The organism is Sphingobacterium sp. NPDC055346 (assembly GCF_053645235.1).
Genome location: NZ_JBSHMI010000005.1, coordinates 164754 through 187909, shown reverse-complemented (window position 1 = coordinate 187909; position 23156 = coordinate 164754). Strand labels below are relative to the sequence as shown.

Sequence of the window (23156 nt, the reverse complement as noted above, 5' to 3'; positions counted from 1 at the left end):
ATATAAATCCAGTTATTCCTCAAGTAGAAAAGATTAAAAGTATTTCTCAGAAGAACTTTAACTTGGAATCCCAAATCTGTATGCAATAAATTCTAATAGACAAAGGTTATTGAAACCATTAAGCTAGATTTCGATATGGAGCTATTTTGGCAAACTCCAATGATATAAAAATTTTAATCTTTTAACTCCCAATTAATTATCTTGCTACGAAAGAAGAAAATAAGTGGAATTCGATAATGATGACAAAACATCTCTACTCAACATTTTCAACGGACGACGAGATGTATTTGCAGTACGGTGGGAAAAGGGAAATAAAAGCGGCTATATGCCGGACTATAGCTACGACCCCTATCATTACCGACTGCACAAAGCAAATGGAGGTACTTATAGTAACTACAACCACAAAAGTTTTCTGCATTTATCAGAAATAGAAATTTCCAAACACCTTCAGGGCCTTCAACAGAATGGAATTTACCCGTTGTTGCAAGACAATACCTCCTGGTTTTTAGTGGCTGATTTCGATAAATCTGATTGGCAGCGGCAGGCATTGAAATTTCTGGAGGGATGCAGATCCAAAAATGTACCTGATTACCTTGAACGATCCCGTTCGGGAAATGGTGCGCATGTTTGAATTTTCTTTGAGGAACCGTACCCAGCATCTAAAAGCCCTAAGATATTCATGGAGATCTTAGAATGATGTGGAGCATTCTCGCCATTTGATAAAAGCTCCAGCTTTGACCGATTGTTTCCAAACCAGGAGTACCTTACTGGTAAAGGGTTAGGAAATCTCATTGCCCTGCCTTTATTTTTACCTGCTGTACAGAAGGGGAACAGCCCATTTGTAGATCCTAAAACAATGGATCCAATTGCTGATCAGATTGGATATCTGAAAAGGGCAAGAAAAATGAGTTTGGATTTATTGGACGAACTATATAATGAGAGATGGACGATTGCAGAAAGCAACATTTCGAATATTGACGAAAAACTTAAGATCATACTGAGCAATACGATAAAATCTAAGTAGTCATGCAATTCCATTAGTATTAATTAATTATTTGAAAGAGCACCTTAACTTTGCCAACTCAGCCTTTATGATTAAGAAAAAGTCAGGAAGGGGTACTTACGAAACACCTAGATTTTTTAAATTAATCGAAGAAACTGAAAATGAAATACTCATCCCAAGAGGGTTTATTGGAAAGCTCTTACGATTCTGTAGAGATGCACAGGTAGCGCATGAACTTTTTGATAACCGAAGTAAACATGCTCTAATCCCATTCCTTTAATGCCGCACTGAGAAGGCATCAGGCCAATGCCGTATCTGAAGTAGGAAAAAAAGATTTCGGGGTGATCGTAGGACCACCAGCGACTGGGAAAACAGTTATATCATTGGGGAGAACCCCTACGATCGTTACACTTTCCTGTCCTTCGCTAAGCCATAGACGTTGGTCCGGTTGGGCCGGCTGCCTTTTTACCTTGATTTAGTTCCCTGGCCACGTCATCCAATATAAGATTATTCCTTGAAGTATCGTGGACGAAAATCTGTGAGCTATCCGCAATTCCAGTAAGAACGAGAGGTCGCTCAATGATGTGATGAGGGCCCTCTACTACAACTTCTATAAGGAAAAAGATAGAGGGGCTACGGAAGCTGAAATAAAAATGACCTGCGAGAGCATCGCAGGTCAGAATCTTGATGAGATCTTCTCTTATATACAGAATTTGGACGATCTGGATCATCAAAAATATCTTTCCATGGCTGGTATCCAATATCAGAAGACCAATAATGCTGATGGCAAGAGCAGTGTAAAGCTGTCCATTCGACCAAAACTATCGACTACAGAAGAAGATCTTGAGCGATATTTCTGGGTATTGATTTAATTTAATGCTGCCTCAAATGCCTGAGCTCCGCCAACCACTGGCAGGGTCAAACTGGTTCCATTGAGATCAAGTGTTAGTTCTGTTCCGGCTTCTGGCCATAGGGTAAACTCCTGATCAGAGGAGAATATCATCAGCCCGATCTGTTGTCCGGCAGGAATGATCTGGTCATCGGGCTGCAGGTCGAAAGCCAGGTCATAGAACTTGCCTGGTTTCAGCGGACTGCTTTTGGTCAATGACTCATAGTTTTGCGGGTCAGCCCAACCCCGGGTAATGATGTTATCCGTGATCTTCACTCCCTTTCCCTTTTCCCAGGGCAATGCCACCAACCAAACCGATAGGTTTGCTGCCGGTTTACTGCTTGCCAAGCGGATATTGATCCGGGACAATCCCGAAATATGGAGATCTTTGGTCAGTTTTGGACTCAGATAAAGCAATCTATTCTTAGATGTTTCTAATTGTGCCAAGGAATCACCAGTAAAGGATACATCATCAACCAAAGTCTCCTTAACTTTTCCAGAGTTTTGCTTGGTCGATAAAGAACCATGTTTAGGAGCACCTGCAGCTAGATAAAGTTTCACATTGGAGGCTGCCGGGTTAGGATAATCGGCATAGGCGGTAGGGTTGAACTGGCTGTCATTTTCACGTACGATCCAAGCCTTAGGGTCTTTTTCAACTCCATTTTGATCACCATATAAATAGCGGGTAAACCAACGGTTCATCATTTTCATGGGTGGAGGACCACCGTGTCCATCTTGATGGTAATAGATCTGAGCTGGGATTCCCAATTCCTTAGCTGCTTTATAGATCCTATAGCTATGCTCAGGCATTACATTCCAATCATTGAATCCATGGGACATCAAAAGAGCTGCTTTCATTCCCGACATTTGGTTCAGATAATCGCGTCCTTTCCAGAAATCATTATAATCACCAGATTCACGGTCCAATCCGTTGGCCATCTCTGTATCTCGGATTACTTTATTGCCATAAGCTCGCTTAGCTTCCTCACCACTATGGACAAAATCGTATAATACATCGATATCTTCACCCAAATAGCCTCCGGGACTGCGAACCAGTCCGTTAGAACGATAATAATGGTAGTAAGAAGTATTAGGTGCAACGGGAATAATGGCTTTTAGGCCTTCCACACCTGTGGTTGCAGCAGCTAAAGGTAGCGTACCGTTAAAGGAAGTTCCGGTCATGCCTACCTTTCCGGTTGACCAATAGGCCCTCACCTTCTCGTTTCCATCGCGGCTGGTATAGCCGTTGTCCTTTCCAGACAGCCATTCGATGACAGCTTTCGGGGCAAGGGACTCATTGGGGCCGCCAATTGTTGGAGAACCATCAGATAAACCAGTTCCTGGAGATGAAGAATGCACCACGATGAAACCACGTTTTACCCATTCACGAATAAGACTATTGGAAATAATAGGTCTTTCACCTGTTCTCTTTACCTCTGGGTGAACCCTTGCCGTGGGGGCCTTCTCTCCTAGCTCATGCTCCACATTCCACATGATCCCATCGACCATCTGTGCTGTACCGGCATAGTATGGACTGGTTTCGTAGATAACAGGGAGCTTAAGGTTTTCGGTTTCTGTTTGGTATGGCCGAGTGACATCGACATGCATCCTGTCCGGTTTTCCGTCACCGTCGGTATCAAACTCGGTTTCCACCCAAAGGTCCTCACGGATCCATTTATCCGGTGTATTGAAACCTTCTACAATCTGAGCTTCGCCTTCTTTGATAAGGGGCACCGTTTGCGCAAGGAGAACAGGTGAAGAGGCCACAAAACAAGTAGAAATAAGTACGGAAGCGAATAATTTATTTATCATTGGAATAATAATTTTGTGATTAGATCGTCGGCAAAAAACACCGATTCCTCGATCATCCTACAATATTAAACATTTTCTCAGTTAATCTGTAACTACCAGCCAATACCATAGTCTTCGCCATTGTTGCTGCTTCCTCCCCATAGGCTACCATGCTTTTCGTCGAAGAAGATGGCATTGATCGGACCACTGGTTCGGTCGCCTAATTGAATGGAGTAACCCATTGTCTTTAATGCTTCAATAGTTTTGGGATCGGTCTTTCGATCCAGCAACAAACTACCCGCACGAGGTTTCCGGTCATCCATCTTGGTTCCTCCTAGGGAAAGCCATAATTGGTTACTGTTGATATTGGCGGCTTCGCTGGCTTGCTGGGCAGTCATGTTGAATTCAACCATATTCAGGAAATACTGAAGGAGATTTTGGTCTTGGGTATCTCCGCCTTGTACCGCAAAGGAAAGAAAGGGTTTGCCATCTTTTAAGGCCATGGAAGGCGTAAGGGTAACCCTAGGTCGTTTACCCGGTTCCACCACATTGAAAGGATTGATCAGGGAGTCCAACACGAAGCTCTGTAGCCTTTGGCTCATTCCGACGCCGGTATTTCCGGCGATTGTTGCAGGTAGCCATCCACCACTGGGGGTAATGGAAACGACCCAGCCGTCGGCATCGGCCGCTTCAACGGTGGTTGTGCCACGCCATAAACGGTCCATATATTCTTCGTCCAAGGGGTTAGTTGACTGTTCATAGTTTGATGAAGAAGTTACATCATGCTTAGGAACAAACTCAACCTTATTTTTTTCAGTCGGTGTAAATCTTTCCTGACGCTCTTTCAGCAATGCCAAAAATGGATTTTTCTTTCCCTCAAAAACATAGGGATCACCCGGAGCAGTTGCAGGGTTGTTTCTTTTGGGATCGATCTCTCCAGCTCTCTGTTTTCCATATTCTTCACTCAACAGGCCTTTGATTGGAATATTTCGGCTGAAATAAGGGTCCCCATAATAAAAGTCGCGATCTGCAAAAGCTAAGTTCATGGCTTGGTAAACGGTATGGATATAATCCACAGAATTGTATCCCATTTTAGGAAGGTCATAATTCTTCAAGATCTGCAAAGCTTGGAGCATGGATGGCCCTTGGGTCCATTCCTGCAATTTGTAAACATCGATACCCTTATAGTTGATCTTCAAAGGTTCCTCTTCGATGGGTTTCCACTTGGCCAAATCTTCTTTTGTGATCAGACCTCCTTGTTCTTTGCTTCCGCGTACAAACTCATCGGCGATATCCCCTTTATAGAATCTATCATTGGCTGCCATGATCGCTGCTTTTCTACCTTTACCTGCCTTTAGGGCTGCATTTTCGGTTTCAACCATCTTGGTCAGGGTATTCAATAGATCGGTCTGGACAAAGATCTCTCCAGCTTCTGGAGCTTCTCTTTCCCCACCTTCATGAACCAAGAAAACCTTTTTACTGTATGGCCATTGTTTGATCCTATCCTTTCCGCGTTCAATACTATTGGCTGTTTGTGCATCAATAGGATAGCCTTTTGCCATTTCCATAGCTGGAGCTAGGACCTCTGCAAGGCTTTTGGTACCATATTCGGCCAGCATGTGGCAAAGTCCTCCAGGCGTACCTGGGGTCAATGCTGCAAGAGGTCCGTATTCAGGCGGGAAATCATATCCTTTACCTTTAAAAAAAGAAACGGTTGCCCCTGTCGGTGCTACCCCGAGAGCATTGATGGCAATTACTTTTTTAAGTTTAGGATGATATATCAAGGCTTGGGTCTCTCCGCCCCAACTCAGGACATCCCACATGGTACAGGTCGCGGCCAACATGGCGCAGGCTGCATCGACAGCGTTTCCGCCTTGTTGGAAAAGCTGAGCTCCTGCTGTGGCAGCCAAAGGTTTTCCGGTGATCGCCATCCAGTGTTTTCCATGGAGTGGCGGTTTTTGGGTCCTTTGAGCAAAAGCGGAAATACCTATAGAGCAAAGAAAGACGGTTGGGAGCCATACTCTGTATGCCGAAAAAAGCTTGAATTTCATAATTAGGAAATTTTTATTGGAACAAGTTACCGATTTTGGAGCTTTATTAAAAGGTTAAATAGCTATTTGATTTTTTACAATTGTTTTTCCAACAATTAAAATTCAAAATCGTAACTTACTATTTATTAAGCAACTGCACTTAGCAAACCTAAACTTACAAACAGCTTCATTCACGAACATAAAACTTAACCATTATGGAAAAGCCTAATTCAGATTATTCAAGAAGGGAATTCATTAAAAAAGCTAGCATCGGCGCTGGTGTGATAGGTCTAACGGCAATGGGCATCGATGCCAAGAGCTATGGCCGGATCATGGGTGCGAACGATCGGATTCAGGTAGGCATTGTAGGGTTTTCAAACCGTTTCAAGGATTCCCTTGTTCCCTCCTTCCTAAACCATGCTAAGGAACTCAACTTTGAATTTGTTGCGGTATCGGATATTTGGAACCGAAGGCGAGACGAGGCTGAGGCCTATATCAAGCAGAAATCGGATAATACCATCAAGAAATACCGCAACAACGATGAACTCTATGCAGATAAAGGAATTGATGCCGTAATCATCAGTACAGCAGATTTCCAACATGCTCTGATGGCTGCTGAAGCTGTCCGCAATGGCAAGGACGTGTATGTCGAAAAGCCAATGGCTGAAACCTTGGAAGATGCCAAGATACTGTTGAAAGCTGTAAAGGAAACAGGCAAGATATTACAAGTTGGTTCACAGCGCAGAAGTGCCCCGAACTACATTGCTGCGGATGAGTACATCAAGTCTGGGAAATTTGGGGATATCAACATGGTGGAGATGACCTGGAATGTGAATCAGCCCGGACGTTGGCGATTACCGAAATTGGTCAAGGAAATCCGTCAAGAGGATACGGACTGGGATCGCTTTTTAATGGACCGACCTAAAGTAGCCTGGGATGCGAGGAAATACCTGGAGTTTAGGTTGTTCTGGCCCTATTCATCGGGGATCTGGGGGCAATGGATGGCGCATCAGATCGATACGGTGCACTGGTTTTCGGGATTAAACCATCCGAGAAGTGTGGTTGCCAATGGAGGCATCTATACCTGGAAGGATGGCAGAGAGAATCCCGATACCGTAACGGCAGTGATGGACTATGGTCCCGAGAATGATAAGAGCAAGGGGTTTCAAGTGCTGTACTCCTCCCGCTTCACCAATTCTGCTGGAGGGATCAAGGAGCTTTACTATTCCAATGCCGGCATGCTGAACCTGGATACCAATCAGGTAAGTGCGGAAGGAGGATTGAGCGAAAGGTCGGCTGCTGAAATGGGGATGAAAGCAAATTTATTGACTCCATTTACGCTTGATAATGCGGCAAAAATGGAAACTTCGGCCAATACGGGTGGCGACCCGATGACCTCATTGCATATGCGCAATTGGATGGACTGTGTCCGTAACAGGAAGACGCCAAATGCATCGGTAGAAGCCGGTTACAACCATTCTATCGCTAATATTATGGCAAGGACAGCCATGGAGACCGGAAAACGGGTGACCTTTGACGATGCCAAACAAGAAGTGCTAACCAGTTAATGAAGGATTATGCTTATTAAAACACTCCCTGTGCTGCTATTGGCACTTTCGCTGTTCCAGGCACATGCACAGACTAAATATTCCATTGTGGAAAACAGAGCGGAAAAGCGGATCGACATTGCTGTTGATGGAAAACCATTCACCTCCTATATCTATCCCGGCGTGTTGATGAAGCCCGTGCTTTATCCCCTTCGGACGACAAAGGGCACTTTGGTGACCCGTGGCTGGCCACTGGACCCAAGGCCTGAGGAACGCGTGGACCATCCGCATCATGTCGGTATGTGGTTTAATTATGGAAATGTCAATGGATTGGATTTCTGGAACAATTCAACCGCCATACCTCCGGAAAGGAAAAAGGATTTTGGAACGATCAAACATGTAGCTGTTGAGAAAATAAAAGCCAGCAACAAGAATGCGGAATTGGCCGTGCTGAAAGATTGGCAAAGCCCTGATGGAAAAAGCCTGCTAAAGGAAAACACCCAATATATCTTTTCCGAAGAAGGTCAGAAAAGATCGATTGAAATGACTACTAAATTGACGGCTTTGGATGAGGACGTTTCTTTTTCAGATAATAAGGAGGGCCTGATTGGGATCCGGATTGCACGAGAGCTAGAACACCCGTCCGATAAACCGGAGATCTTTACTGATGCAAACGGGAATCCAACAACTGTCTCCAAATTGGACAATGATAAAGTTACTGGGAAATATCGCAGCAGCGAAGGGATAGAAGGTGACGAAGTTTGGGGAACGCGAGGAAAATGGGTCAATCTGATAGGGAAGATTGGAAATGAACCGGTATCACTATTGATCTTAGATAATCCCAAAAATGTTGGCTATCCAACTTATTGGCATGCTAGGGGCTATGGTCTTTTTGCTGCCAATCCACTGGGACAGAAAGAGTTCAGCAAGGGCAAGGAGACCTTGAACTTCAAATTGAAGGCAGGTGAGTCCGTTACTTTTAGATACAAGGTCATCATCAGCTCTGGTGCAGAATTGAGTGATGCCGAGGCTAATGCCGCCTTTCAGGAATTCAGCAAGAAATAAGGATTAGGAAGAGGATCCCTAGAATTCGCGTTTAGCTAGATAGTAGTCCTCTTTTTCGGTCATCAAGGTTTTGTCTTCCTTTTTCTTATCGTAATAGCCGCAAAGGTGGAGTATACCATGGATGATGACACGATGCAGTTCGTCGCGTTCGGAAACATTGAATTTTTTAGCGTTCTCCATGGTCCTTTCCACGGAAATAAAGATATCTCCGGCAATGACACCTTCATCTTCTGACGAATCAAAGGTCACGATATCCGTAAAGGTATCGTGGTCAAGGTATTGCTTATTGATTTCAAGGAGATAGGCATCCGAGCATAGAACAAAGCTCAGCTCCCCTACGCGCTTAAAACCTTCGGCCTTAATCGTTGCGCCAATCCACTGCCTAACCTTTTGCTTTTCCTTGAGTGTAAAATCGATGTCTTCAGAAAAAAACTGAATGTCCTTCAATGCCATATTAATAAGATTTGCTATCCATATAAGTCTGCAGGATCAATACTGCCGAAACTTTATCAATCAACCCCTTATCCTGTCTTTTGCTTTTTTTCATTCCAGACTGAGCAATCGCCCTGGAAGCGATCTTGGAAGTGAACCTTTCATCCACTTCGACAATCGGGATATTGGGATAGGTTTTGCGGAGCTTCCTGCTGAAACCTACCACATGTTGGTCAGATCCGGATGCAGTTCCGTCCAATTGCTTCGGCCTACCAATGACGAAGGTTTCTACCTGTTCCCCGGCAAGGTAATCGGACAGGAATTTCCAGATCCCTTCGGGATGGATGGTGGTCAATGGGCTTGCAATGATCTGCATGCTGTCGGAAACAGCAATCCCGATCCTCTTGGTCCCATAATCAAACGCCATTATTCTCATGTCTCTGCAATTTTCACAAAATTACAATTAAACTTTAGATTAGCCCTATCCGATAATCGCAAAATATCTATACATTTGATAGATATTAATTCAAAAAAATGAAAGCACTTATCTACTTCATCAGCTTCTTTGGTCCGGTAATATTAATGGCCCAATCTTTGGAACAGGAAATTCAGTCCTATAGGGACAAACAGATCCAGGAAATGGTGAAGGACGAGTTTGGCCCATTAAGAAAGGATCAGGTTGAATTTGTGAGCTTCTATCCTGCAAAGCGAGACTATGTGGTGACAGCATCAGTAGAGCAGCTTTTCAATGAACCTACCTTCAGGATGCCCACTTATGATGGCACCTCCAACGAGTACAAGCGCTTTGGATTCTTGAATTTTGAATTGAACGGGAAGAAATATAAGCTAACGGCTTATCAAAGTGTTGCACTGTTCCAGAATGCGACCTATAAAAACCACCTTTTCGTGCCTTTCATGGACAATTCGACAGGAGAGACCACCTATGAAGGCGGCCGATATATGGACCTGAGCATAGCCGATATCAAGGATGGAAAGATCAAGGTCGATTTCAACAGGGCATACAACCCTTACTGTGCCTACAGCAATGGATACCGGTGCCCTCAGCCACCCAAGGACAATATTTTGAATGCGGCCATAGAAGCTGGGGAGAAAAAGTACAAAGGACCTAAAAACGAAAGGAACGTGAACAAGAGCACGGCAAAGAACTTTAACGATTTTGAAAAATCTTTGATCAATGGGGCTGATGAAAACAGCTTGATGCATGTATACAAGGTTACAGATGAAAAGGAACTGGCAGTTTTAAAGAAACCATCGGAGGACATCAAATTTGATGATCCATTGCTGGATAAACTTGCTGCAAGGATGCTGCTTACGGTCAAGGATCCGGAACATGCTGGTGTTGGGATAGCTGGTCCGCAGGTAGGCATCAACAAAAATGTTATTTGGGTTCAGCGATTGGATAAGAAAGATGAGCCTTTTGAGTTTTATTTGAACCCTAAAATCATCTGGCGCTCTAAGTTGACTCGCCAAGGTGCAGAGGGCTGTCTGTCTATTCCTGATCTGAGGCAAGATGTAAAACGAAGTTACGCTATTAAATTACAGCATATTGATCGCCAAGGGAATGTGAAAGAGGAGCTGATCGAAGGTTTTACGGCTGTGATTTTCCAGCATGAGGTAGACCATCTTTACGGTATTTTATTCCCTGATCGCATAGAAGAGTCGACAAAGGTAGAATTTGAGCCATTGAGAGATAAAGTGGAGTTTTTGATTCAAAAAGGTAGTATCAGGCCTTAATTGAGGAATAAAACCGCTGTACCCGTAAACAGGGATATTTCAAATTGGCCATTTTTTTTACTGAAAACTTGGTTATCTTTAGGATTAATATTGGACCACTTTCCTAAAGACCATGTACAATCCAGCCTATAGCATAGCTATTGTCGATGATCACTCGCTAATCCTACAAGGGTTGGTCAGTCTCTTGGACCGCATAAAACCCTATGAGGTGACCGCCACATTTACCAAAGGTTATGAATTACTGAAATTTCTAGAAACCGACCCTGTGGACATTGTCCTCCTGGATATTTCACTTCCTGATATTAATGGGATAGACCTCTGCCTGGAGATAAAGAGGATCGCCCCAAATGTGATCATCCTGGGCCTGAGCAACCATACCGAGCGCAGCGTGATCCTGCAGCTCATGCAGAATGGGGCATCAGGCTACCTGCTCAAGAACATCGATATCGTGGAATTGGAGAAATGCCTGGACCAGGCGGTGAACAAACAGATGGTATTCAGCTCCGCGGTACAGGAGATCATTGCCAATCCGATAGGTTCAGACCTGCCCCTATTACCCAAGCTTACGAAAAGAGAGACTGAGATTTTGAAACTGATTGCATTGGGGAAGACTTCAGTTCAGATTGCGGAGGAGTTGTTTTTGTCCCCACTCACCATCGAAACCCATAGGAAAAGGATGATGAGCAAGTTCAAAGCTAAAAACATGATGTCGCTGATCAAGATAACGACGGAGCACAGATTGATCTAGCGCTCCCTTAAGCGGACCTCGAACAACTTGGTCCAGTGCTTACCTGTTACCAATAAGGTTTTGCTGTCCGGTTTATAGGCTATACCGTTCATCTCATTGTCATAAGGAGCACGTTTATCGCTGTACAGGCCAACAAAGTTGATCCTACCCTCAACGATTCCAGTCTTAGGATCGATGATCACCATTTCGTCTTTATCGCCGTAATAGAGGTTTGCATAGATCTTGCCGTCAATGAATTCCAATTCATTTAGTTTTTCTACAGGACCGTTATCATCAAAAACAGCAATGGAACCTGTTTCAGCTAATGCCACAGGATCTAGGAAATACAGATTATTGGAACCGTCGGATTTGATGAACTGTTTACCATCGTAGGTCAAACCCCAGCCTTCTTTGCTGTTTTGGTAGTCAAAAGACTTCAATAGTTTGAAGCTGTTCTTGTCATAAACATGGCCTTTGTTGTTCTGCCAGGTCAATACGTACATATTATTTCCAACGACCGTCATCCCTTCACCGAATTCATCAGCCGCTAGGTCTGCTTTCTGAAGGACCTTGCCTGTTGCTAATTCCACTTTCCTAAGGGTAGATTCACCTAACTGACCGGTAGTTTCATATAATGTTCCGTTTTCGAAGAATAGCCCTTGGGTAAAGGCTCCTTGATCGTGCGGATAGGTATTTACCACTTCAAAAGCGTATTGCTTTGGAGCGGGCGGAACGACCAAGACTTCGCTGTATGCGATATCCTCTTTGCCCCCGGAATACACCTTTGCACTCAATCTTTTATTTCCATAGCTATAGGCGTCAGTATCAAACACGACCGCTGTTGTGTCGGTTTTACGGTCAAAGATATCACCATCCACCGAATAGACCACTGAGTCTACCGAAGCGTCAGGAAATTTCAACTTCACTTGCACCTTCTCCCCTTTCAGGACCTTGCTGTTATTGGTCGGGTTTACAAATTCAACCTTGCTTTGTTGGGTCTTACAACCGATGACCAAGGAAATGGAAAGGATAGTTAGTGCCTGAATGCTAAGCTTTAGTTTCTTATTCATATTAATAATTCCAAAATGCGTCTTTTATATATGTTGATTTTCCGTCTATAAAGGTAATGACATCAAACCTGATTTCTCCACGATGATCTTTTTGCATGATATAGGCTTCTGCGGCCCTACTCAGTCTATTTTGTTTTTGTGAATTGATCATATCCCTTTCGGTTCCAAACGCCGAAGAAGACCTTACTTTCACTTCCACAAATACCACAACGTCATTATCATGGGCGATCATATCTACCTATAGATCTTTATGTCGACAATTTAATTCAAAAATCTGGAAACCAATCTTTTTTATAAATAAAACCGTCATTTCTTCACCTTTTGTTCAAGGGTCCTTGCGGTCTATCATATCTACTTAACGATGGTGTTCCCTAAAAAATCGCCCAATAACTTCTCTCCTTCTTTGAGCTTCTGATATTTAGCGATCAGGACCAGCATATCATCAGGGTCCTTACTTGTCTTAAGTTCTTCCCTGATCCTATGCATCTCCTGTTCGATCTTATTCTTCTTTACTCTATAGATCAATTGATTGACCAGGTCTTTCAACTGATCTCTCTCCTCGGGAACAAAGATCTTACGCTTATCGTCGTTCCAGTTAGGGCTTATCTCGTATTTTGTGGCTATGCTGTCGACCGCTAGCCTGGAGACTTCCTCGTCCTCATGGGAGAAAAAGAATTTGGCTTCCGGGACTTCAAAGCTTTCAGCTTGCTTTTTAAACTCTTCTATGATCTTGCTGCTGGCTTTGTCCTCAAATCTGACATCGTCCATGCTCGCCAATAGATATGGGGCAACTGGAATATCGCCATCCCCTTCCCAAACAACCAGCTCACGCCCATAATTTAGTAACACACGCACGAGTTCCCTTTCCATCAGGATTTCGGATGTAATCTGCTGGATCTGGGGTTCCGGAACCGTGATTCCCTCGGCCGCCATCGCAGCCAACATCTCCGCAGGGATAAAATCATCCGTAGGATAATCTGGGCCAGGTCCAGAAGCCGCACTGGAAGCCTTTCTATCCTTGGCCTTGTTCCGGTCCATCCGGATTTTATTCAGTTCGGTAAGGAGCACGCGTTCCTCGATATCCAATAATCCGCTACATTGGCGGATATAAACAGAGACCTTGATCTCATCTGGGATCAGGGCAATACTGTTTACGACTTCCCGGATGACTTCCGCACGTTTGATGGGGTCTTCCCCTGCATCACGCAGAAGGATATTGGTCTTATAGAAGACGAAATCTTCCTGATGTTTATCGATATGGTCCCTGAAGGCCGAGGCTCCAAACTTTTGCACATAGGAATCCGGGTCATTGCCATCGGGAAATAGCAGGACCTTGACGTTCAGTCCCTCTTCCAATAGCATATCGGTCCCGCGCAATGAAGCCTTGATCCCCGCCTCGTCACCGTCGTAAAGGATAACGACATTTTTTGTGTAGCGGGATATCAGCTTTATCTGCCCTGTGGTGAGGGAGGTCCCTGAAGAGGAAACGACATTTTCCACTCCTGCCTGGTGACAGGAGAGCACATCGGCATAACCTTCCACCAGATAACACACATCATGTTCTGAAATCGATTTCTTGGCGAGGTGCAGGCCGTACAGGACGTTCGATTTATGGTAGATTTCGGACTCCGGGGAGTTCACGTACTTAGGGACGTTCTTATCGGTCTTTAGGGTCCTGCCTCCAAAACCGATCACCCGACCGGTCAGGTTATGGATCGGGAAGATGACCCTGCCCCGGAAGCGATCATATAGCGACTTATCATCCCGCTCAACCGCGAGTCCGACCTCTGCTAGGTATTCTTTACTGAACCCTTCTGTCAAGGCTGCATCGACCAAACTTGTCCAGGCTTCTGGCGAATAGCCCAGGTCGAACTTCTGTATGGTCTCATCCCGATATCCACGTTCGCGGAAATAACTCAGGCCAATGCTCTTGCCCAGGTCGGTTTCCCAAAGTTGGGTTTTGAAGTACTTCCCAGCCCACTGGCTCAGGACGTATAGACTTTCCCTTTTATCCTGGGCTGCAAGCTGTGCCGGGCTGCGCTCAACCTCTTCGATAGGAATATTGTATTTATTGGCCAAGTACCGGATGGCCTCTGGATAGGCATACTTCTCATGCTCCATCACGAACTTCAGGGAATCCCCCCCGGCCCCGCACCCGAAGCACTTGTAGATCCCCTTTGAGACCGATACGTGGAAGGAAGGGGTCTTCTCGTTGTGGAAGGGACAGTTCCCGATAAGGGAGGTGCCCCTCTTCTTGAGATCGACAAAATCCCCGACCACCTCATCTATCCGAGCTGCGTCAAGTACTTTCTCTATGGTCTCTTTTTTGATCATGCCAGAACAAATATAGCAATACTCGGACTTAATTCCCTAACACATGGCCCGCTTAAGGTAAATAGTGCACATTCCACTTGTCCAGCTGGAAAATCTTGGTGTGCGGAAATTTAAGGGACCGGGGGGCGGACACGCACCGATTTCCCGAACGCGGTCTGGTCAGCCTGCCCCTCCGCCAGGATCCTCATGGCACCGCCAGGGGAACGTATCAATGGGGGCCACATCATGAACATCCCCTGTACCGCGGGACCGGACTGTTAGGGGAATCCGAGCCTGGGGGGAAATCGACTCAGGGGCGCGGTATGCGAAGCTCGGTGACCATGAAGCCCAGCGTGACCATGAAAGGGACAAAGGGGAACCCAGCTCCCCTTCCCCTGATCCAGGCCTGACCCAAATATCGTGAGGGATCCAAGACCAACCCTCGATTGGCGCAACCGAATTACCAGCACCAAACTGAGTAAGGATGCCATCCCAAGCTTTTTCATCGTCCATTTTTTAGGACAGGTCATGGTTGAGGTAAACCACTTGTTAGGTCAAATAATTACCGATGGATGAAACACCTGTTAATTTAAACGACAAATCAGCTCAAAATAAGGAAACTATTGCCGTCAACATTTCCGTTCCCGGGCATTTGTACGGGATTTGTTATATAAATGGAAACATAACGGATCAAAGAACTTAAAACCTGGAAAAATGGAAAGAATCGAAAAGAGAGCGAAAAAACTTGGACTGGAGAAAGGATATTACCTATTGCTATTGGCAATCCTTGGTATAGAGGATCCGGACCATTCCGACAATCGTCCACTAGCCAAGTAGGCTGAAACAACTATTTATACTACCATACGGGTGCCTTTTATATATAGAGGGCACCCATTATTTTTACATTGACCCTGTTCTATTATGTTCAGGTGGCGAACCCAAACAGTCAAGGAAATATTGTTTTCCAAAAAGTCGAAGGTCCATTTCCGCCTCAGCGCCGCTGTCCGTCCCTGATCTCGGGCGACATGCTGCCAAATGGCGCACAATACACGCAGTGCCCGCACTTGGGTTATACCGACAGGAACATTCGATATGTCCCGATAGGCCCGCTGGCCGGAATGGGTGGTAGGCGGCCATAACATTGCCCGATTGCTCTTGCCGCCCTACCCTAGAAAAACCCATATATCCACGCATTTAATTTTAGAGTGGGCCATGGGGGTCCATGACCAATCACCGCCCGGTCCAACCGCAGCTGCACATTGACCTAATTTATGGCCCATCGACGGATCCTGGGGCTCTCCAATTCACGTAACTGCGGGATAATACGGTCCCTGTAGGAGTCTGGCTACAGATTATTTTTATCCCTCCTCCCAATCAGGTACAGTACCTGCCAATCACTAACTTTGCCCAGCAAAATCACAAATGACCTCCAAGTCACTTGGAAGATCAGGTCCTTAATTAAAAATTCAGAGAAATGGAAAAAACAGGTGGGAGATCAAGGGCATACCTCAGTCCCGAGATATCCGTTACGTTCATAGAGCTAGAGGAAGGCATCGCAAGTGGATCTGCATCGATCAGGCCAGTGGGCCAGGATGGGGACTTTCGGCCCAGTGAGAAATGGACGGAGGAAAAATTCACTGATGACGTTAGTTGGTAACCAATAATTGATTGAACATGAAACTCAACAATAAGATCGCATTCTTCTTCCCTATCCTATTGATCGCGCTACAAACGCTGTCCTCCTGCAAAAAGGACGGCCAGGACGGGCAGGGCCCGGAAGGCACGAGCATATCGGTCAGGCTCTTGGGACAGTCAACCATGGAGGCACGGGCAAAGGGACCCTCCCTGTCCACCGGAACCACCCTGGCCTCATCGTCCACGATGGAAAGGACGTTGCACCGGGGATATACGGGCACGGCAATCATGCTCGACGGCAGGCATTACCTGGATGTAAGGGTCGTCCCCGTAACACCGGAAGGCAGTGCCGCCATACCCGCTTCCAGCGGTAATCCGGTAACCGGTCCCGGTTCCAGGGCATCCGCGGTATCCAAGACCTCCGCACTGGCCCCGAACACCGCATACCAGGTAGTCATATACAGGAACAATAGATTCGTCCAGCAGCGCACATTTTCGGCCAACGGCAACAACAAGCCGTTCTCGGGCCTGGAGCCGGGTGGGGGTTACAGGGTCATTTCCTATTCGTTCGGCAACCAGACGGTAAGTCCGGTGGGAACGAGCGAAGAACTGGCAGCGACAGGTCCATCGGTACCCGTGGGGGATGACGACCGTTTCATGTACTTTTCGACCGGCACCTTCTCCCTTGCAGCAGGGAGCGACAATCCGATCGATATCCTCCTGGACAACAAGATCGCGGAGATCTCGGCGGTACAGCTGAACGTTGCCTCGGAATCCGTACCGGGCAACATAGTTTCCATCCGCGAGGTAAAGATAGAATCCAACATCTCGGGTTCGGCAAACCTGCACAGCGGAAACCTTTCATATCCCCAGGATAAGGAGCTCAAGGGCATACCTTTTCCCGCCAACAGTAACGGCAGGACCGTAACCTCGTCAAATACGGGGCCCATCAAGATAGGCCTGCAGGCTGCCCAGGCAGCAGCGAACCTGTTGATCGGGTCCATCACGATCGGCTCGGTGACCAAGAACGACCTCAAGGTGCCTCTCCCTCTCACACAAGGGACCCGGTACAGGATCGAGCTGAACATCAGGGAATTCACTTCGGATGGCATCCAGATCGGCGATCTGATCTGGGCACCGGGCAACCTGAAGGCCGAAAGGACCAATGGATCCTGGAGCTATGGCTTTCATTCCAGCCAAGAGAACTATTCCGCCAATGAGAGCGGGGGCGACTATTGGATGGCCGGCAAGGAAATACCAGGCAGGTCACATACGGACATGAACTATCCATTTTCAAGATATGGGGACTACCCTTCGGGAGATCCCTGCAGGCTGGTATCCCCCGAATGGAGAACCCCAGGTGACAGCGACTTCAGAAAGCTCATGGCTGGGGCCAGCTACATGGGGAACCCGGGGATACCCGGAAAGTACGGCAAGAACAACGTCTCCGGGAGATACTTTGGAACTGTGGAGCTCAAGGAGGCCCCAACCGATCCCGCCCAGCAGTCAAGGTACCTGTTCCTTCCGTTCACTGGAAATTTCGTAAACTACAATACCGGCAGGCAGACCGTTGAGGGAGCAAACTACTGGTCAACGAACGTACAGGGTGCCGAGAACTATTCGACCCTTCACGTGAGGCCATCGTACTCGAGCCTAGGAGGCTGGTGGAAGGTGGAGCTGAACCCTATCCGCTGCGTCAGGGACGCAAAATAGGTCACCATCGGCAGGACGATCCCCGAAACCGGCCCTAAACAAAGGCATCCTGTTCCGAACCGGCTCATCTATAAGGCATGTAATGGCCCATACCCGAAGGACGGCCGTCCTTCGGGTATGGGTACAGCTCTGGGATAGAGGGAATGCAGTTGCAGTCCCGCAGATGGGAACGGTGAATTTTGCAGGCGGATCGGCTTTCACTCCCGGACCATCGCCCCGGCTGCTCCCCCAGGGTATGTGCGTTCCGTGTTTCGGTTACGGGTCACTTGCCAGGAGAGGGGCCGCCCGTCCGGCATCGCCCTGTAACCCCCCAGGATCGGAAGCAAGGTGCTGGTCGCATGTAACCCAACGCACAATCTCGGTACCTTCTTTCAGTATCTGCCGGCCCTTTCCAGGAGCCCCTGGAGCGTCCCGATGACCTTTGAGAGGTCCCTCTCCTCTGGATGGTAGGACTTTGACCGCAGGGAGCCCGGTGAGAGGGAAGTCCTGTCAGGTGTACTGAGAAAGGGCACGATCGTGGAGTACACCTGGCTCAGCGAGCGTGCATCGACCACCCTCTCCTCGTCCAGCAGGCGCAGGATGATCGCTATCTGGTCAGCTGAGAGGTTACAGGTCAGCTTGTTGACATTCTTCTTCCTGAACCCATTCGGGATCCCGTCCTCTCCAACTGCCCGGATCGCCCCGCTGCAGAAGTTTATCTCGCTCTCCAGGAAAGATTCCACGAAACTGCCGACGGAAAGGTAACCGGGATTCAGCCACAGGTCTTCCTTCCTGTGCAGCTGTGCAAAATCCCTCTGGATATCGAGAAGGGCCAGCAGCGTCTCCTTCGCCCCCCGGCACTCCTCCCCTAACCTGGACCTTATCCTCGAGAGGATGATGTCCATGCACCGTTTGCTGTTGAAGTTCACGTACACCAGGAAACTTTCCATGGCGGTGAAGTGGCCACTTTGGTGGAGCGGGTCCCAGTCGCCCAGCCTCCGCAGGAGTTCCTCCATGTAGGTCACGGACCGGCGGGTCAGCGGGAAGCTCGGTTTGCGGTCCACCTGGGTAAAGTCCATGACCTTTTGTGCGAACGCCTCGCCGATCTCCCCTTCTGGAATGTCTTCCCTCAGCTGCAGGAACCTTTCCCTCAGCTCGGGCAACTTCCTGAGCCTGGAACCCTTCCCAAGCGCGAGCTCTGGCCCCAGGATTCCGGGATAGGCCGATTCCAGGTTTTCAAGGATGGATCCCATGCTTCCCAGGACCTCTGCGGCTATATCCCCGGTACCTGCCCGGCCAGTAGAGCGCTCGCTGGCCGCCCTGTCCATCAGTGCGCTCGCCCTGGCATAGAGGGCATTGATATTGCAGGAGACCCCCTCGTCCAGGGGCCTGTCCAAGGCAGAACGCCTGATCTTTGCCAGGAACCGGTCCGTTCTAGCGGCTATCTCCGCCACCAGGTCTCCCTGTGCCCCGCTGGCCTCCGAAGGGACGTGTTCCCCGCTGCTGGTCCTGTCCAGTAGTCCATCAAAATAGTTCATTACCTTTAGGTTTAATTTTTTCATCTTTAGTTTTTCCAAGGGAGGACCCCTTGGTATCGGAACGGCACCTCAGGGCCGTGCTTACCCTCGATGAAGCGTCACACCTGGTTGAACTCCAGGAAGGCCCTGAATTCAGCGTACTTGGCAAGGTTACCTACCGGAAGCAGTTTCCCATGGTTGACCATCCTTACCTTCCTTCCGGTGTATGAATGGAAGAACTTGGTGTTGATGACCACGCCCCTGGCACATTGCTTGAACCATTTCCTGGGGAGCCTGGAATAGACATGGGCAAGGGTCGAATTGCAGATCAGCACCTCGGTATCGGTGGCCTGGTGTATCAGGACCAGCTTCCCGCTGGCCTGCAGGTACAGGATGTCCTTGAACCACACAATCCGGCCGATGTACTTCCCGTCCTTCTTGATCTGGAGGAAATCGTACCAGTGATCGAGTGAGTCCAGGTCCCTGCCCGTACCTTCATCCAGTCGGATGCGGGAGTCCAGGCGGTCAAGCGCAATGGCGAACCTGGGGTAGCTGACCGGCTTGAGCAGCACGTCAACGGCGTTCATCAGGTAACCCTGGTCCTCGAAGTGCCGGAACCCTGTGTACACGATGAACCGGATCCCGCGCTTTGGCGCGGCGGAAATCCAGTCGAACCCGTCCATCCTGGACCCCAGGTCGATATCTATTATGGCCAGGTCCACCACATTTTCCCTCACGTGGGCAAGGGCCCTGATCGGATCGGTGAAGTGTGCGTCTACCTGGACCAGCTCGGTCCGGTCAAAATATTCCAGCAGCAGGTCGATGCTGGACTGCTGGTCATCAATGATGATGGCGTGGTATTTCCTCATTTCATTCTATGTTTTGTGTCATAATATACTTCCAGCTCTACGATGTACGTCCCCCCGTGCGGGCGGTGCCTTAGCTCAAAGCCGTCCCCGAAAACGAATTCAAGCCTTCCCCTGAGGTTGGCAAGGCCCGTTCCGTGGCCCTGCTGCCTGCCTTCCGCCGGACCTCCTATGGGGTTCTCCACGCGGATTCCGAACCCGTCCCTGCCGGCACGGATGGAGATGCTGCCCCTGGGTCCTTCCCCAGAGATCCCCCCGTGCTTGAATACGTTGCCCACCAGCGTGATCAGCGTGGTCGCGGGGACCGAAGCGGACCCCATGTCCCCTGAGAGCTCCCAGAGGAATCCATCGGAGCGCCCCGATATCCCCTGCTCGACGGCAATGAACTGCCTGGCCGCCCCGATCTCGTCGGACAGGAGAACGGTCCTGGGGGCATTAGGATCACACGAGGCCATGAAATGGTTCATCAGCGAATACAGCTCGTGCACCCCCTGGCGCATCTGCGGGAGGGCCCGTGCCAGCTGGCCGTCCAGGGACTGGAAGGCATTGGCGAGCATGTGCGGGGAGACCTGGTGGGCAAGGACGGTGTATTCGTAACGGCGCCTCTTTGACCTTTCCCGGTCCTCGCGCCCCTTCCACATGTCCCGGAGCCTGAACTGGTACCCCAGGAGCGCAAAAATCGTAAAATTGCCCACCAGCTTGAGGTAGGTCTGGGCGAACATCCTCAACTTGAAGTCCCCGCCGGTCATGTACTCGTCAAAGGCCGATCCCCAGTGCGAGGAAGGGTGGGAAAGGAGATAGAGCACTGCAAATGCCAGTGCATACACTGCCGAGGCCGTCAGTGCGGCCGCCAGGTACCTCCTGTTGAAAAGGAGCACGTTCAGCGCATGGGATATCCCGTAATAGACGAACATGAACAGGGGCATGGAACACAGTGCGGTCACTATGCCCAGATCCCGGTTCCCCAGGGCGTTGACGGTGTAGAAATAGAATCCGTAAAGGGTCCAGGCAGCGGTATGCCTGAAGAGCGTTTTCCTTGTTGCGATCATAGGCCGAATTGGTCTGGCAGGGCCCAAGCGGGCCCGCGGTGATCCCCAATTTATGAAATATTTTTCAGAACCAGCCCGCTCCCCCTGGGGCCTCCGGACACCCGGGGGGCACCAGGGGGTACTTCCTGTAGGTATACCTATCCAGGGCATATGGCCTTTTCCCGTCGGTGAATCCCAAAAGCCTCCCTTGCGGTCCCCACCCACCAATGTGGGATCTGGGCATGCAATGGCGGTGAAGGTACAGAAGGGCCTCCCACCACTCGGGGCACTCCAGGAGCGCCTGCTGGAACTTTGCATACAGCAGCCCGAGGCCGTCCCGGACAGAATCTCCCCTTGACCCTCTCTGGGGGAGTTTGTAACAGGATATGCTCCTGCCTTCCCCCATGGGCTGGAACGGTCCGGGGGAATGGTCCAGCAGTAGATGGACCTCAAGGTCCAGCAGGTGGGCGATTTCCAGGTACCCCGAGCGCACCATCATTGCAGCGCTGCCGAGCTGGACCCTTGCGAGCCCTTTTCCAGCTGGATCCCGCCGGGCGCCGTGCCCTCCATCGGCATATACGAAGATGTGCGCTCCTGCCTTCACCATCCCGCGCAGCCTGAAGAACAGCGAGGGGTCATCTGCGTTTGCCAGGTAAAGCCTGGCGTGGCCCGCACCGGGCATGCCGGTCCCCAGCAGCCCGGCATGGTATTCCCCATAGGCAGCCAGCAGTGCACCCGAGAGCACGACGCACACGGACCTCCCGCCGGCAAGCAGCTCCAGGGGGAGGGTACGGTAGGAACCGAAATGGAAGCTGACGTACATGGCGGGGCCGGCGCAGGAGAGTTCTCTCAGGTGGGCCTGAGGGGATATCTTTCCCAGTCCATGCCGAAGGTCCAGCCTGGCCTGCCATGATGCGTAGTCCTTGAGCCTGCGGTAAACGGCGGTCTGCCCCCGCAGGCCATATCCGGGAAAAATGTGGCCAAGGTTGGCAGAAAAATAGGCGAATTCAGTTGATATAGGTAGAAATGACACCCTGTCGGTGTCACCTGGGACTGGTTGTGGTTCTCTGTTGTGCATATTGAACGGTCCATCGGTCGGCCACATGGATGTCGCAGAGGGGCCTAAGGGGAAATGCGCACGGTTCTTACCGTGCGCAGCTCCTCGGGCGGTCAGGGAAATACGATGTTGCATTTCGGGTCTTCCCCGGTTACCTCGCTCAGCTCCCTTGCCTCCGCCCCGGAAAGGGGCAGGTCAGAGAGCATGCCATAGCGAAACTCTCGCAGTTGACATTCCATTGTTGGGTCCTCCAAATTAATTGTGACAATTTCCTGGTCTCGCACCAGGTCTGCGGCTTCAGGCCTCGAAGACTTCTGTGGATCCTATGCTAAAGATGGTAGAACTTATGGATACCTGCAAACCAAAAGGAGCCAAAAAGGGATTGCGCGGGACGGATCCCGGCAAACCTCCAAAAAATGGAAAAAACAGCATCCTGTACGTTAAAAACAGCATCCTACGCAGCAAAAAAGAATATAAAATACTGATAACCAACATACTGCAACAAGGCACAGGATACCACCCTGGGCGAATTTACCCATCAAGCCTGCCCCGATACCGGGATATTGTCCCGCATTTGGCCTAAGATCCCAACTACATACTCTCAGCGCCGCCAAAAACAGAACCTGGTCCCTGGAATTATCACCTGGGCGAATTCCGTTCCAGACTTCCAAATGTTCTGCGGAACTTTACATGACCGGTCGCAGCCACCTGCACCTACCGGAAAGGGGAGCCGGGCCAT

General features: G+C 48.9%; 18 protein-coding genes and 1 pseudogene. 8 read left to right on the top strand and 11 right to left on the bottom strand.

What is annotated here, in order from left to right; translation table 11 throughout:
- Positions 1 to 223: 223 nt before the first annotated feature.
- Positions 224 to 1024, top strand: a pseudogene (locus tag ACWICE_RS11815) (TOTE conflict system archaeo-eukaryotic primase domain-containing protein).
- A gap of 566 nt (positions 1025 to 1590) precedes the next feature.
- A complete protein-coding gene (locus tag ACWICE_RS11810; protein ID WP_185213132.1) occupies positions 1591 to 1875 on the top strand; it encodes a hypothetical protein in 285 nt (94 codons plus the stop codon).
- On the opposite strand, the gene ACWICE_RS11805 is transcribed toward ACWICE_RS11810, so the two are convergent.
- Positions 1872 to 3704: a Xaa-Pro dipeptidyl-peptidase gene (locus ACWICE_RS11805; RefSeq protein WP_454298476.1), complete on the bottom strand. Its 1833-nt coding sequence runs from the start codon at positions 3702 to 3704 to the stop codon at positions 1872 to 1874. The two genes, ACWICE_RS11810 and ACWICE_RS11805, sit on opposite strands and share 4 nt — an antisense overlap.
- A gap of 92 nt (positions 3705 to 3796) precedes the next feature.
- Positions 3797 to 5734, bottom strand: a complete 1938-nt coding sequence (locus tag ACWICE_RS11800; RefSeq protein ID WP_454298475.1) for a gamma-glutamyltransferase family protein — start codon at positions 5732 to 5734, stop codon at positions 3797 to 3799.
- Between the two features lie 194 nt (positions 5735 to 5928).
- Between ACWICE_RS11800 and ACWICE_RS11795 the strand changes: the two genes are divergently transcribed.
- Entirely contained in the window at positions 5929 to 7281 is a 1353-nt protein-coding gene (locus ACWICE_RS11795) for a Gfo/Idh/MocA family protein (protein ID WP_454298474.1), read from the top strand.
- A gap of 9 nt (positions 7282 to 7290) precedes the next feature.
- On the top strand, positions 7291 to 8325 hold the full coding sequence (locus tag ACWICE_RS11790) for a DUF6807 domain-containing protein (RefSeq protein ID WP_454298473.1): 1035 nt from the start codon (positions 7291 to 7293) through the stop codon (positions 8323 to 8325).
- Between the two features lie 18 nt (positions 8326 to 8343).
- On the opposite strand, the gene ybeY is transcribed toward ACWICE_RS11790, so the two are convergent.
- The gene (ybeY, locus tag ACWICE_RS11785; RefSeq protein WP_175486327.1) at positions 8344 to 8778 is read right to left on the bottom strand and encodes an rRNA maturation RNase YbeY; all 435 of its coding nucleotides are present in this window, start codon (positions 8776 to 8778) and stop codon (positions 8344 to 8346) included.
- 1 nt (position 8779) lies between these two features.
- A complete protein-coding gene (gene ruvX / locus ACWICE_RS11780) occupies positions 8780 to 9193 on the bottom strand; it encodes a Holliday junction resolvase RuvX (protein ID WP_093099420.1) in 414 nt (137 codons plus the stop codon).
- A 98-nt stretch (positions 9194 to 9291) separates the two neighbouring features.
- On the opposite strand from ruvX, the gene def reads away from it, so the two are divergent.
- Together def and ACWICE_RS11770 are read left to right on the top strand one after the other, a co-directional pair.
- The gene (def, locus tag ACWICE_RS11775) at positions 9292 to 10512 is read left to right on the top strand and encodes a peptide deformylase (protein ID WP_093099422.1); all 1221 of its coding nucleotides are present in this window, start codon (positions 9292 to 9294) and stop codon (positions 10510 to 10512) included.
- A 112-nt stretch (positions 10513 to 10624) separates the two neighbouring features.
- The gene (locus tag ACWICE_RS11770; RefSeq protein ID WP_185218686.1) at positions 10625 to 11260 is read left to right on the top strand and encodes a response regulator transcription factor; all 636 of its coding nucleotides are present in this window, start codon (positions 10625 to 10627) and stop codon (positions 11258 to 11260) included.
- On the opposite strand, the gene ACWICE_RS11765 is transcribed toward ACWICE_RS11770, so the two are convergent.
- The 3 genes from ACWICE_RS11765 to dnaG all read right to left on the bottom strand — a co-directional run bounded on the left by ACWICE_RS11765 (position 11257) and on the right by dnaG (position 14643).
- Positions 11257 to 12309, bottom strand: coding sequence for a glutaminyl-peptide cyclotransferase (locus tag ACWICE_RS11765; RefSeq protein WP_454298472.1), 1053 nt, complete (start codon positions 12307 to 12309; stop codon positions 11257 to 11259). The genes ACWICE_RS11770 and ACWICE_RS11765 overlap by 4 nt on opposite strands.
- A 1-nt stretch (position 12310) precedes the next feature.
- Positions 12311 to 12541 carry a YraN family protein gene (locus ACWICE_RS11760; protein WP_093099428.1) on the bottom strand — a complete coding sequence of 77 codons (231 nt, stop codon included), beginning with the start codon at positions 12539 to 12541 and terminating at the stop codon, positions 12311 to 12313.
- Positions 12542 to 12660: 119 nt separating this feature from the next.
- A complete protein-coding gene (dnaG, locus tag ACWICE_RS11755; RefSeq protein ID WP_454298471.1) occupies positions 12661 to 14643 on the bottom strand; it encodes a DNA primase in 1983 nt (660 codons plus the stop codon).
- Between the two features lie 693 nt (positions 14644 to 15336).
- Here dnaG and ACWICE_RS11750 point away from each other — a divergent pair.
- Positions 15337 to 15459 carry a hypothetical protein gene (locus ACWICE_RS11750; RefSeq protein WP_261771987.1) on the top strand — a complete coding sequence of 41 codons (123 nt, stop codon included), beginning with the start codon at positions 15337 to 15339 and terminating at the stop codon, positions 15457 to 15459.
- Between the two features lie 837 nt (positions 15460 to 16296).
- A complete protein-coding gene (locus tag ACWICE_RS11745) occupies positions 16297 to 17970 on the top strand; it encodes a hypothetical protein (protein ID WP_454298470.1) in 1674 nt (557 codons plus the stop codon).
- 371 nt (positions 17971 to 18341) lie between these two features.
- On the opposite strand, the gene ACWICE_RS11740 is transcribed toward ACWICE_RS11745, so the two are convergent.
- From ACWICE_RS11740 to ACWICE_RS11725, 4 genes are all read right to left on the bottom strand, one after another.
- Positions 18342 to 19526, bottom strand: coding sequence for a hypothetical protein (locus ACWICE_RS11740; protein WP_454298469.1), 1185 nt, complete (start codon positions 19524 to 19526; stop codon positions 18342 to 18344).
- A 59-nt stretch (positions 19527 to 19585) separates the two neighbouring features.
- Positions 19586 to 20335 carry a LytR/AlgR family response regulator transcription factor gene (locus ACWICE_RS11735; RefSeq protein ID WP_454298468.1) on the bottom strand — a complete coding sequence of 250 codons (750 nt, stop codon included), beginning with the start codon at positions 20333 to 20335 and terminating at the stop codon, positions 19586 to 19588.
- The gene (locus ACWICE_RS11730; protein WP_454298467.1) at positions 20332 to 21381 is read right to left on the bottom strand and encodes a sensor histidine kinase; all 1050 of its coding nucleotides are present in this window, start codon (positions 21379 to 21381) and stop codon (positions 20332 to 20334) included. The genes ACWICE_RS11735 and ACWICE_RS11730 overlap by 4 nt, the downstream gene beginning before the upstream one ends.
- Positions 21382 to 21445: 64 nt before the next feature.
- Entirely contained in the window at positions 21446 to 22438 is a 993-nt protein-coding gene (locus tag ACWICE_RS11725; RefSeq protein WP_454298466.1) for a hypothetical protein, read from the bottom strand.
- Positions 22439 to 23156: the final 718 nt, after the last annotated feature.